The organism is Fortiea contorta PCC 7126 (assembly GCF_000332295.1).
Lineage (GTDB): Bacteria > Cyanobacteriota > Cyanobacteriia > Cyanobacteriales > Nostocaceae > Fortiea > Fortiea contorta.
This window is the reverse complement of the sequence record NZ_KB235930.1, coordinates 916129-929776: the sequence shown is the minus strand read 5'-3', so window position 1 is coordinate 929776 and position 13648 is coordinate 916129. Positions and strand designations below refer to the sequence as shown.

The 13648-nt window shown below is 38.3% G+C and carries 9 protein-coding genes; 6 read left to right on the top strand and 3 right to left on the bottom strand.

Annotated features, from left to right (window positions below; all coding sequences use genetic code 11):
* Positions 1 to 34: 34 nt before the first annotated feature.
* The 5 genes from MIC7126_RS0104390 to MIC7126_RS32400 all read left to right on the top strand — a co-directional run bounded on the left by MIC7126_RS0104390 (position 35) and on the right by MIC7126_RS32400 (position 7974).
* A complete protein-coding gene (locus tag MIC7126_RS0104390; protein ID WP_017651908.1) occupies positions 35 to 400 on the top strand; it encodes a response regulator transcription factor in 366 nt (121 codons plus the stop codon).
* Positions 401 to 526: 126 nt separating this feature from the next.
* Entirely contained in the window at positions 527 to 1009 is a 483-nt protein-coding gene (locus MIC7126_RS0104385; RefSeq protein ID WP_017651907.1) for a chemotaxis protein CheW, read from the top strand.
* A 60-nt stretch (positions 1010 to 1069) separates the two neighbouring features.
* Positions 1070 to 4387, top strand: a complete 3318-nt coding sequence (locus tag MIC7126_RS0104380) for a GAF domain-containing protein (RefSeq protein ID WP_017651906.1) — start codon at positions 1070 to 1072, stop codon at positions 4385 to 4387.
* Between the two features lie 136 nt (positions 4388 to 4523).
* On the top strand, positions 4524 to 7622 hold the full coding sequence (locus tag MIC7126_RS0104375) for a chemotaxis protein CheA (protein ID WP_017651905.1): 3099 nt from the start codon (positions 4524 to 4526) through the stop codon (positions 7620 to 7622).
* Positions 7600 to 7974, top strand: a complete 375-nt coding sequence (locus MIC7126_RS32400) for a S8 family serine peptidase (protein WP_017651904.1) — start codon at positions 7600 to 7602, stop codon at positions 7972 to 7974. The genes MIC7126_RS0104375 and MIC7126_RS32400 overlap by 23 nt, the downstream gene beginning before the upstream one ends.
* 10 nt (positions 7975 to 7984) lie before the next feature.
* Here the strand turns inward: MIC7126_RS32400 and MIC7126_RS0104365 are convergent, their stop codons facing one another.
* The 3 genes from MIC7126_RS0104365 to MIC7126_RS0104355 form a co-directional block, all read right to left on the bottom strand.
* Positions 7985 to 8848: an ABC transporter permease gene (locus MIC7126_RS0104365; RefSeq protein WP_017651903.1), complete on the bottom strand. Its 864-nt coding sequence runs from the start codon at positions 8846 to 8848 to the stop codon at positions 7985 to 7987.
* Positions 8849 to 8887: 39 nt separating this feature from the next.
* Entirely contained in the window at positions 8888 to 9973 is a 1086-nt protein-coding gene (locus MIC7126_RS0104360; protein ID WP_017651902.1) for an ABC transporter substrate-binding protein, read from the bottom strand.
* 175 nt (positions 9974 to 10148) lie between these two features.
* Positions 10149 to 11291, bottom strand: a complete 1143-nt coding sequence (locus tag MIC7126_RS0104355) for an ABC transporter ATP-binding protein (RefSeq protein ID WP_026100032.1) — start codon at positions 11289 to 11291, stop codon at positions 10149 to 10151.
* Between the two features lie 209 nt (positions 11292 to 11500).
* On the opposite strand from MIC7126_RS0104355, the gene mrdA reads away from it, so the two are divergent.
* Positions 11501 to 13360 (top strand): penicillin-binding protein 2, encoded by a 1860-nt coding sequence (mrdA, locus tag MIC7126_RS0104350; RefSeq protein WP_017651900.1) that lies wholly within the window; start codon positions 11501 to 11503, stop codon positions 13358 to 13360.
* The last annotated feature ends 288 nt before the right edge of the window (positions 13361 to 13648 follow it).

The window sequence follows — 13648 nt, the reverse complement described above, 5'->3', positions numbered from 1 at the left end:
TTGCCTTCCCATAATATTTTTACAGGTATCTGCCATGAGTACTGTTTTAGTTGTTGAAGACGGGCTGACTGATATGAAAATTATCAGCAGTTACTTGAAACAGGCAGGTTATTCGGTAATTATGGCTACGAGTAGTGAAGAAGTCCAAGTCAAAATAGATAGAAATAAGCCTGATATAATTTTTCTCGATGTAATTTTACCAGGTAAAAGTGGCTTTGAAATATGCAGAGAACTAAAAAATAATCCCAGTACCAGTAAAATACCTATAGTTTTTTGCTCTACAAAACATAGCGATGTTGATAAGATTTGGGGGACAATGTTGGGTGCTGAAGGTTATCTCGCCAAACCAATCAATAAAGAAGAATTAGTAATAACGCTGAGGCGGTTAATTAGTAAATAAAGATTTAATGAAGAAGTAATATTGTTCGGTTATTTTTATAAGTAACTCGTGAAAATAACTGCTGAAAATTTATATAAAAATAAACATATTTAACTTAATTTTTTACTCTAAAAAGGAATCATCAAGTTGAAAAATTTAGAAACTCAGCAAAAATTTTTAAGCTTTAAATTAGGAGCTAAGGAAACTGCTGTTATTTCATTACAGTACATCACTGAAGTTTTACAAATATCATTGACAGAAATATGTGGTGTTCCGCAGATGCCCAATTGCGTTTTAGGTATCTATAACTGGCGTGGTGAAATGCTTTGGTTAGTTGATTTAGAAGAAATTCTAGGTTATTCTTCACTGTTTTCTGATTTGGACTCTGCTACCAAAATGATGGCAATTATCTTAAAACATGATGATAAATATTTAGGTTTATTGGTACGTCAATTAAACGATATTGAGTGGCTGGATACAGAAGAAATGAAGAAGCCATCAACTGAATTGTTTTACCCATCAATGTTGCCTTTTCTGCACGGTTATTTTATTAAGTCTGCAGAGGAAGTGATTTTCCATTTAGATGCTCTATCTATTCTTCAAGCTTCCTTATGGAGAATTCATAACTAATTTTAGAAATTGCCAAGCAGAATTTCAGTAAATTATCATTAATTAAAGAGAGAGCTAACCATGACTGAGTTATATAACAACAATCAAGAAAACGGTAATTTTGTAGTTGATAATGAACATTTAAAAAACCAGAATGGTGCTATTGATATTGCCAGCATTGCTAGAGATGAGTTATCTACATTAAATGCGATCGCTCATGAATTTAAAAATTGGCGACGACAACTGCAAAGCGTTGTAGCTGAGATGCGCCAATCTCCGGATATTAATACCCTATTTAAAACAACGGTAGCGCAAGTTAGGGAAACAATTAACTGCGATCGCGTATTAATTTATCAGTTTACTTCTGCCGTGGCTGGCACCGTTTTAGCAGAATCAAAAAAACTTGGTTGGACACCTACTGTCGGTGAAAATATTCCCCCAACTATGTTTGGTCTACATAATAATCAAGACCATGTAGAATCAATTGCTATCGAAGATCTCAATCAGACACAACTGACACCATATCAAAAGCAACTATTAGAAAAATTTCAAATTAGAGCTAGCTTAAGTTTACCAATTATCTTAGAAAGTCAAGTTTGGGGTTTATTAGTAATGAATAATTGTACTGCTTCGCGGCAGTGGCAAGAAGGAGAAATTACTCTTCTATCTCAAATTACAGCGGAATTAGGCTATAGATTGCGAAACTTTGAATTTCAAAAAGATTTGCAACAGGAAACACTAGTAAAACAATCGGTAGCTAAGGTTGTTAGCAAGATTTTACAGCTACCAGATGTGGAGCAGATATTTAAAACAACAACTCAAGAAATTCGCCAATTACTCAAATGCGATCGCGTCAGTGTTTATCGTTTTCAATCTAACTGGAATGGTGAGTTTGTTGCTGAGTCAGTGGGTAATGGTTGGGTAAAATTGGTTGGGACAGATTGGAAAACAGTGTGGGAAGATACTCACCTACAAGAAACAAAAGGTGGACGTTATGCTCAAGGTAAAACGCTGGCAGTTAATGACATTTATCAAGTAGGTCATTCTCAATGTCATATTGATATTTTAGAACAGTTTGAAATTAAAGCATATATAATTGCTCCCATATTTTCGGGAGAGCAATTATGGGGCTTATTAGCAGCTTATCAAAACTCTGGTTCGCGTGGATGGCAACCTTGGGAAATTAGCTTTTTAACTCAAATGGGTTTGCAATTTGGTGTAGCTATTTCCCAAGGAGAATATCTCGAACAATTGCGAATCCAATCCGAGCAATTAATGCAGATAACACAACAGGAGAAAGCTTTTACAAAGATAGTTAACCGTATTCGCCAATCTGTAGATGTAGACAGTGTTTTCAAAACAACTACTCAAGAAGTCCGCCAATCACTCAGATGCGATCGCGTTGCTGTTTATCGTTTTAACCCTGACTGGGGTGGTGAGTTTGTTGCGGAGTCAGTTAGTCATGGCTGGACGAAATTAGTAGGCCCTGACATTAAAACCGTCCTCAATGATACCTACTTACAAGAAACGCAAGGCGGTCGATATACTAAAGGCGAAAATTTTGCTGTTAATGACATTTACAAAATAGATCTTGCTCTTTGTCACATTGAAATTTTAGAACAATTTGAAGCTAAAGCTTATATAGTTGTACCTATATTTTTTGGAGAAAAATTGTGGGGTTTACTCGCAGCTTATCAAAATTCTGGAACTCGTGAATGGCAAAGTTGGGAAGTTAACTTTTTAGCTCAAATTGGCTTACAATTTAGCCTATCTAAATCCCAAGTAGAATATCTAGAACAAGTCAGATTAAAATCTGAAAAACTAGCTCAAATTGCTGAACAAGAAAAAGCCTTCACCAAAATAGTTAACCGCATCCGCCAATCTTTAGAAGTAGCAGAAATTTTCAAAACAGCTACGCAAGAAATCCGGAAATTATTAAAGTGCGATCGCGTCGCTATCTATCGCTTTAATTCTGATTGGAGCGGTGAATTTATCGCTGAATCGGTGGGTAATATTTGGATCAAACTAGTAGGGACTAATATCACAACAGCTTGGGAAGATACTCACTTACAAGAAACTCAAGGTGGTCGATATGCTAAGGGTGAAAGTTTTGCCGTTAATAATATTTATCAGGTGTGTCATGCATCTTGTCATATTGATATGTTAGAGCAATTTGAAGCCAAAGCTTACATAATTGCCCCTGTATTTTTTGGAGAAAAATTGTGGGGTTTACTCGCAGCTTATCAAAATTCTAGTCCTCGTGATTGGGAAGAATCGCAAGTCAATTTGTTAACTCGTATTGGTGATCAGTTAGGATTAGCACTCAAACAAACTGAATATTTGCAAAAACTAGAAGCACAATCAAGCCAATTAGCAGCAGCAGCGGCGCGAGAAAAAGCAGCTAAAGAGTTATTACAACAACGTTCAATTCAACTATTAACAACCCTCAGACCTGCTCTCAACGGCGATTTAACGGTGCGTGCCGTGGTTACAGAAGATGAACTAGGCACGATCGCCGATGCCTACAATAACACCTTGCAAGCTCTCAAGCAAATTGTGCTGCAAGTGCAAACAGCAGCCCAGCAAGTCGCCCAAACCTCCGGTGACAGCAACGTTTCGCTGGCTGGATTGACCAACTTAGCACAGGAACAGTCTCAAGAAGTTACCGTCGCCTTAAGTGATATTCAGCACATGGCGGACTCCACCCAAGCTGTGGTCACTAACGCCGAGTTGGTGAAAGTCGCGGTCGAACAAGCTAACCAAACTGTTGAGTCTGGCGAAGCAGCAATGAACTTGATTGTCAAAGCAATTCAAGCCATTCGGGAAACTGTCGCCCAAACTAGTAGAAAGATTAAACGTCTCAGTGAATCTTCGCAAAAAATCTCGAAAGTAGTGAATTTGATTAGTAATTTTGCTACACAAACTAATGTATTAGCACTGAATGCAGCTATCGAAGCCACTCGCGCCGGTGAATATGGTAAAGGCTTCGCAGTCGTAGCTGATGAAGTTCGTTCTTTGTCTCGCCAGTCAGCCGCAGCGACTATTGAAATTGAAAAACTAGTCCAAGAAATTCAAGCAGAAACTGGTGAAGTAGCGGTGGCGATGGAAACAGGAATTCAGCAGGTGGTAGAGGGTACAAATCTTGTCGGTGATGCACGACAAAATTTGAATGCAATTGTTATGGCTACTGCAGAAATTAGTCAGCTAATCCAACAAATTACCACAGCTACGCAACAACAAATGATGCAATCTGTAACTGTTACCACTAGTATGAAAGACGTAGCCGAAATCTCTCACAAAACTGTTGATAAATCTGAAGAACTTACTGAAGTTTTTCAAGAGTTATCGGTTATGGCACAAGAATTATTGACAACGGCTAGTAAATTTAAAATTGACTAGTAATCGGCCGTTTTGAGCAGAAGTTACAATTTTTAATTGGCAGGTTAAATACCTGCCATATAAATTTTTAACTGGAATTTTTACTAAAAATTTAGTTGATTTGGCTACAAAAATAACTTAATTCAACAAAAAATTTATGACTATAGATGATGAAATTCGCCAGCAGGTATATGTTTATTTTCTAGCTGAAGCACCAGAATTATTAGAAACAATTGAACAAGAATTATTGAGCTTACCAGAAAAGTTTAGTATTGCTAAAGTGCATAACTTAATGCGAGCAACTCATACACTAAAAGGAGGAGCCGCAAATGTTGGACTAGAGGTAATTAACACAATATCTCATTCGTTAGAAGATGTATTTAAGTCTCTATATAATCCAGATGTAGTCATTGATGATGAATTACAAACTCTCATATTACAAGCTTATGAATGCTTGCGGCTAGCAATAACTGCAGAATTAACGGGAAGTAGTATTAATGGACAAGAAGTTATCCGGCGAGCAACTTCAGTATTTGCACAACTACGAGAAAAGCTTGGTGATGCATTTGGTGGCGATGCTCATATTCCCACTTCTGAAGAGTTAGGTTTTGACATAATTCAATCTATTTTTGAAGTGGGAGTTCAACAACGTCTAGATAATATTTATGCAGCTATTAATAGTTCTCTAGAACATACTGAACTAGCTAGTTTATTAAACTCTCAAGCTGAGGTGTTTTTAGGTTTATCAGCATCTTTAAATTTACCAGGATTGGGAGCGATCGCCCAATTAATTTTAGATGCACTCACAATTAACCCGGAACAAGTAAAACAGATTGCTGAAGCGGCGCTAGCTAATTTGCAACAAGCAAAAGCAGCGGTAATGTCAGGCGATCGCATTTCTGGCGGAGAGCCTTCTGCAGATTTAATCGCCTTATCAATTGTGAACACAAAAAATAATTCTCGCTCATTCAGTAAAAACTCTTCCATATCATTAAAAACTGAAATTCAGGAATTATATAAATTTTTAACGACAACTGGTAACACTAGAAATCAGCCCCTTAAGCCTGCGAAAGCAAAATATTATTTAAAGGTAATTCTCTATATTTTTGGTTGGTTTCATCACCATCTACAAATACCAGAATCAGAGTTAAATTTGGCGCTATTAATATCCTCAAAAGCAGAGAAACCAATAAATTATATTGAAACTTGGTTGGCAAAATTTCTGGCTTTTGTCCAAGAACCAGCCGATAGTCAAAGCTTTCGGATCTATCGCCGAGGGATTATATTAACAATTCTCCTCACCATTCTTAAATTTAATTTTTTAATTAACAAAGATGATAGCGACGATTTAGTCATTAAAGAATTACAAAACTGCATCATTGAACTAGCAAAAGAATATAAAAAATCTCCCCCAGTCACAAACAAAGAGAAAAATTGGATTGACAATCCAAAATTACAAAGTTTACTTTTTTGGAAAAAAATATCAATTGATACAAATTTTTCCACTAATGACAACTTGTTACAGATAGTTTGGAGACAAGAAACTAATATAAATTCTGATAATGAATTTGTGAATCCACAAATTATCAAAGCAGTTGAAACTAACAATTCTGCAAATACTATTGAATTATCAATAACCAGCAACCAAGTAATTGCAGATATTCCTACAACTATCATTAATGATATTACTAATTCAGAAGATAAACCATGCAATAATTTTCCAGTAAAAAACTCTCGTCAACCTTCTTTTATTCGAGTCGATGTCGAAGGACTACAACGCCTCAATTATTTGTCAGGAGAATTACTAATTTACCAAAAACGGCGAACTTTACACGATGACAAAATCAAGAAACTAATAGAACAGTTAACCCAACAAATTATCAGACAACAAGCAACTTTAAATAAATTAAGCGATTTACCACAACAAATTCAAAACAATAGCCCACACAACATACAAAAATTTGAGGCTGTGAAATTTGATGCTCTAGAAATGGATGTTTATACAGATTTTCACATGACTTTGCACGAAGCAATAGAAGAGACGCTACAACTACAAGAAACCACAGAATCTCTTGATTTATTATTAACGCAAGCAACTCAAATTTCTGAGAAAAAACAAAAATTGATTCTCAATATTATAGATGATTTAGTAGAAGCCCGGATGTTACCTTTAGGAAATATCCTCAATCGCTTTTCCCAGATGGTAACAAAACTGGGAAATATTTATGCCAAGCATGTAGAAATAAAACTTAATGGTGCTGAAGTATTAGTAGATAAAGTGATCGCTGAAAAACTTTACGAACCTTTATTACACTTGGTGCGTAATGCTTTTGACCACGGAATTGAACCGCCGCAAATACGCCGTGAACTTGGTAAATCGGAACATGGTTTAATTGAAATTTGCGCCTATCATCAGGGTAATCAAACAATCATTGAAGTTCGAGACGACGGTCAGGGGTTAAATTTTGAGACAATTCGCAAAAAAGCGATAGAATCGCGGCTGATAGCTGCTCATGACGAAGCTAGAGGCTATTTTTCTCAACCGACAGAAACTGAACTTTTAAATTTAATGTTTTCTGCGGGATTTTCCACTACCGATCAGGTCAATGAAATTTCTGGACGCGGTATGGGTTTAGAAATTGTGCGATCGCAATTACAAGCGCTTAACGGTTCTATTTCCGTCCAATCTTCACCCAAAAAAGGAACAAAATTTTTACTGAAAATACCCTTTTCCATGACTACAGATAAATTAATGCTAGTTCAAGCGGGTGGTGTTGTCTATGCCTTGTTATTAGACAGCATCGAAAGAATTTTGATTCCGACTACTCAACAAATCAAAGAATTTGAAGCCAAAAAAGTGTTGCATTGGAGCACAGACCAAGCAGAAAGTATGATCATTATCCGTCAACTTTCAGAATTGATGTCTTACAATGGCGGATTTCCTATTTATACTGCTTTACCAAATACAGCACCTCCAACCGAAGCCGGTATGATGAAGTCTCCTATACTTTTATTACGTCGAAATCAAGGAAAATTTTGTTTGGAAGTAGATCAAATTATTGGGGAACAAGAACTTGTTATCAGACCTTTAGGTAATAGTATTACTCCACCAAAATATATTTATGGTTGTAGCAGTTTAGCCAATGGCACACTCATTTTAGTCCTTGATCCATCTCTATTAATAGAGTCAAATGAGATGCAAACAACATTAGAATTAAGGGAACCATTAACAGGTGACTCCACAGACCTTTCTTAATGTATATACCTCGGATATTAGATACAATACAACTTACGCTCTCGAACTGTTATTCGAGTCAACACCTGCGTTTAACGCTTCTTTTGGTTACGGTTTGGTGAATGCAGCAGCAGTAGCAAAAGCGATCGCACTATCGCCCTTTACAAACGTAGCCAACTTGAGGGGTGAGAATTGGGGAGGAGTTGATATTTTGTCTACTGTTCCTAATAATAAATATGACTACAAACCGGGTACATCTATGGCGTCACCTCATGTGGCTGGTGTTGTAGCTCTAATGCTGAGTGCTAACCCGAACTTAACAGCGGCTCAAATACGGCAAATTCTGACTGAAACAGCTACGCAACTTGCATGAAATTCTACTGCTATCGCTGGGGTGTACCTTCACCAAACTTAATCAAAAGAGCGATCGCTATACTAATCACCAAAATTAATGTCATACTCAAAGCCGAACCAAACCCCCAGTTTTGAGTAGCTCCGAGAAACTGGTTATAAACTAACCGCGCCGCTGTCATACTAGAAGCACCGCCTAATAATTCGGGGTTAGTAAAATCTCCTAATCCTGAGATAAATACCAGCATGGAACTAGCAGTAATTCCTGGTAAAGCTTGCGGTATTGTGACTTTCCAAAAAGCTTGTATGGGACTCGCACCTAAATCTGCGGCTGCTTCTAGTAATCGCTTATCTAATTTTTCTAGAGAGGCGTATAAAATTAAAATCATGTAAGGCAATAAGCTATAACTCATACCAATTAATACAGATGGAGTTTGGTTAAGTAATTCCAAAGTAGGTAAGCCCAATTGAGTTAATATACTGTTTAATAAACCAGTGGGACGCAGAATGGTAATCCAAGCGTAGGAACGAAGTAAGGAAGAAGTCCACAGAGGTAACACAAAGCCTAATAAAAGTAAGTTTTGCCAGCGTTTTGGTGCTATTTGAGCAATCCAATAAGCAACGGGAAAACTCATAATTAAACAAATTATCGTGGTGCAAACTGCTAAAATTAGCGATCGCACAATTACTTGTAGATAAAGAGGGTCAATTATTCGCAGATAATTCTCAAATCCACTAGGATTAACTACATCTCCTGGGCGAATATTCGGTACTAAACTCAACTCAAAAATTATTAAAGTTGGTAGCACTAATAATAGCAATAACCAAATACCAGATGGTATCAACATTACCAAAGGTTGCAGCCAATCTGAATTTAAACGATGGGATTTTTGCATTTTGTTATTTGTTATTGGTTACTTATTATTCATCTCCCATTAACTGCTAGTTAATTGAGTCCAATAACGCTCATAAATTTCCTCAAATTTTCCCACAGGGGTGAGGCGTTCACATTTTTCTAAAATTGACTCTGGAGGAAACAAATTAGTATTAGTTTGGATCTGTTGGGGTAATTGCTCGAAACCTGAACGGTTAGGAGTAGCAATATTTAGACGTTGACTGATTTTGGCTGCTATTTCTGGTTGTAAAACAAAATTAATCCAGGTATATGCACCTTCTAAATTTGGGGCTGTTTGGGGAATGACAATAGTATCAGTCCACAATGAAGAACCACTGCGTGGAATCACATATTTCAGCTTGGGGTTTTCTTTACTAACGCGGATAGCATCAGCAGAATAACACATTGCTAATACTAAATCTCCTGCAAGAATTTGGTTTTGCCAAGCATCAGTATCAAAAGCAGCGATCGCTGGTTTTAGTTCCTGCAATTTTTCATAAGCTTGTTTAATTTCATTTTCGTTTTGAGAGTTATAAGAATAACCCAGCATCCGCAACACCGCACCCATCACTTCTCGCACATCATTAAGCAGAGTCATTCGCCTAGAAAGTTGCTGCTGATTTTTCCATAAATAATCCCAATCTGTAGGCGGATTTTGCAGGATTTCGGAATTATAAAGTAAACCCGTGGTACCCCAATTAAAAGGAATACTGTAGCGGTTGTTAGCATCGTAACTAGGATTTTGAAATCTGGGAAATAAATTATCTATACCAATTAAGCGATCGCGGTTTATTTCTGTTAATAAATTTTTCTTAACCATCTTCTGTACCATATAGTCAGATGGGTAGATAATGCTATAGTTTCGTCCACCACCAGCTTGGAATTTAGCTAACATCACATCATTAGAATCATAGACATCAGCACGCACTTTCATTCCCGTTTGACTGCTGAATGTTGTTAATAGTTGTTTATCTGTATATTGCGTCCAAGTATACAGAGATAGTTGGTCACTCTGACTGGAAATTTTAGCATTAGCCCGCACATTACCCAGCCTCCAACCACACCCAGTTAAAGATAAGCTAGAAAGTGCGGCGATAGATTTTAAAAATTTTCTTCTATTGGTCATTTGCGATTGATTATGTTGCTGATTCAGTGGAAATAAAATTTTAGTTTTGCTTCTAGTTCATTAACTATTGACTGAAGAAAGGATGAAGTACGAATTTTTGCTTTATGGGTGAGGTAATTTCAGACTTCAGACTTCAGACTTCAGACTTCAGACTTCAGACTTCAGACTTCAGACTTCATACTTCAGCCTTCAGTTGACCAATCGCCAAACAATCACTCTCCGCCCACCAAGCATAAATGGGTGTATCGCAGTTTGGTAAACTGCCAAAGGTATTAGGTTGTAAAACATTAATGCTAACGCCGTTCATTAATTCCACGACATAATTAACATGAGTACCCAAATACATAACGTTAATCAGTCGCCCTTCAAAGCAGTTATGCGGTAAATTTGGCGAATAAAGTGAGAGTTGAATTTTTTCTGGACGCACACTAACTACAACTGCTTGTGATAATTCATTGGGTGTATTATCATTGCGGTTAACAACAATTTTCAGTCCGGTTTTTGTCTCAATTTGCATGTTAGTAGCGTCTATATTCATGATTTCACCGCTGAATAAATTGGTGTCACCGATAAAATCAGCCACAAAAGGTGTGCGGGGAGATTCGTAAATTTGACTGGGAGTCCCGACTTGTTCAATTTTGCCTTGATTGATGACAGCAATGCGATCAGATAAAGACAACGCTTCCTCTTGGTCGTGTGTCACCATGATGAAGGTGAATTTTAAATTTTTGTGCAAATTTAATAACTCGACCTGCATTTCCTTACGCAATTTTAAATCTAATGCGCCTAGGGGTTCATCTAGCAGCAGGACGGATGGGCGGTTGACGAGGGCCCTAGCTAAAGCGACTCGTTGCTGTTGACCACCAGAAAGTTGACGGGGAAAGCGCGATCGCAAACTTTCCATCTTCACTAACTTTAATGCTTCCTGAACTCTGTGATCAATTTCTGACTTACGGCATTTTTGCAAATGCAGTCCAAAAGCAATGTTATCCCACACATTCAAGTGGTTGAACAGTGCATAACTTTGAAATACTGTATTGACAGGACGGCGGTAAGGAGGGACATTATTCATAGACTGACCTTGAATTAATACCTTACCCCCATCGACCTTTTCAAAACCAGCAATTAAGCGCAGTATCGTTGTCTTGCCACAACCAGAGGGCCCTAAGATACTAAAAAACTCTCCCTGTCGGACATCCAAGTCTACGCCATTGACTGCTGGTTCCTGGTTAAAAAACTTGAACACGTTACGCAGCTCAACATCAAGCGGCTGCAAAGCCATTATCCCCTTTTGATTCTGCGTCACAGTTTGAGCCATATTCCTTAGTAGAATGCCGTGATCCTAGGTGATTGTGATCAATTGATGTAGTCTTTGGCGGCGACTACAGTTTACACTTTGGTTTATTGTATCCGGCAAAAACAATTGATCAGGAATATCTGTTCCCAATTGTTACTGACTTATTACTGAGTATTGATTTAGACTTTTTTAAATCATATGATACTAGTATCAGCATCTTTTTTTATCTTATGGCTTTATTACCACCATTGCCACTTGGTAGCAAAAAAGATATACGTACAGTAGGACGCGGTTGTCAGCCTCTAGTTCTCATCGGATTTACCTTAATAATGACGGCTGTAATTGAGGCTCGTCTAGTATATTTGCAAATTATTGAGGGTGCAAAATTCCGACACAAAGCAGCGACGAGTTGGACGCGAGTAATTGCCAAACCACCACAGCGAGGTAATATTTTTGACCGCAACGGCAAAGTATTAGCTAGTACTCGCTACTCCCGTTCTCTATATTTATGGCCGATGGCACACACCAAGCCATCATGGTCTGTTTTAGCACCTCTTCTAGAAAAGATTCTCCACATTCCCCAAAGGCAAATAGAACAGCAGCTAGAACAAGTGGGCGCCAATTCTCCTTCATTAGTCAGGATTGCGCGGGATCTCAACCCGATGCAAATCACCGCGCTGCAAAAGTATGTAGACCAACTCCCAGAGGTAGAAATTCATACGGAACCTGTCCGCTACTATCTCTACGGTGAAAAATTATCGCATGTGCTTGGTTATACCCAAGAATTCACCCATGAGCAGGGACTGCTCACCAAGCAAGCTGGTGATGTGATTGGTCAGATGGGAGTGGAAAAAGCTTACGACCACTTACTAAGGGGTGAATGGGGTGTTGAGCGAGTGGAAGTAGATGATGCGGGACGCCCACAGCGAGTGTGGACACAAAAGCAGGCGAAAGCTGGTAAAGATTTACACTTAACTATAGATTTAGCTTTGCAAACAGCCGCAGATCAAGCTTTGGGTAAATATCGCGGGGCGATCGTCGTCATTGACCCGAAAAACGGTGCTGTTTTAGCGATGACTTCACGTCCCACCTTTGACCCCAATATTTTCTCTCAACAAAAGCTGTCTGCAAAAGATTGGGAAACCTTGAAAAGTCAAGACCGGCCTTTGGTCAATCGCGCTCTCAAAGCTTTCCCACCCGCCAGTATTTTCAAAATTGTCACCACGACAGCGGCGTTAGAATCGGGAAAGTTTACGCCTGATACAGTGCTACCAACATCGGGATCTCTGAGAGTGGATGGGGTGAGTGTGAGGGAATTGAATCGAGCGGGATTCGGCCCTTTGGAATTTCCTAGAGCGATCGCTGTTAATAGTGATACTTTTTTCTTTCAAGTCGCCAGAAAAATCGGTGATTCTACCTTAATCACTTGGAGTCACAAATTTGGATTTGGTCAAAAAACTGGTATTGAGTTGGCTGATGAAGAGTCTACAGGTCTAGTTCCCCACGCTATTTGGAAGCAACAAATTTTACAGACGCCGGGAACTGTAGACCAAAGCATTAATATGTCCATTGGTCAAGGTACTTTGCAAATTACGCCATTACAATCAGCAATTATGTTTGCTATTCCTGCAAATGGCGGGTATCGAGTACAGCCACAGTTACTGAAAAACCAGACAGCAGCCACACGGCGATCGCCTTTAAATATGAAACCGGATACAGTGGGGGTTTTGCGTGAAGGATTGCGGAGAGTAGTCAGTGAGGGTACTGGTCAGAGTTTGAATTTACCAGCGATCGCTCCCGCATCTGGACAAAGTGGGACAGCACAAGCTCTTAACGGTCGCCCTCATCACACCTGGTTCGGTGCTTACGCTCCCAGCTATAAACCAGAGATTGTGGTTGTCGCATTTAGTGAAAATTCCGGCGCTGACGGTAGCACTATTTGCGCGCCAATGGTTCTACAAGTATTAAAAGCTTATTTTCAGCATAAATACTCAAGTAATTATGCAAAAGTTTACCCGCGAGCAACAGTTACTCAAGCTCAAGATTCAGCGTCTAAAGTTGACCAAATAGGAGGTATAAATGGAGAATAACTTAAAATTTACTTTGTATAAATTTCTCAAACATCAAAAATTACATTTTCAACTTTTAAAGATACCTTAGTCCTGACTTTGCAACCTTGGAAGTACCATTCCATATACATAAATACCGCCAGCTTTAACATTTTTATCGGTAAATTTTTTAATTAATTACACCTCATTACATTCAACTATGAAGCATTTCAAATGATACATTAGTGATTATCGCCTCTAGGAAAAAAATTAGAATAAATTCTCTTTCCTTATATTCTGTGCTAAACATCCGCTAGGAGTCTAGCACCA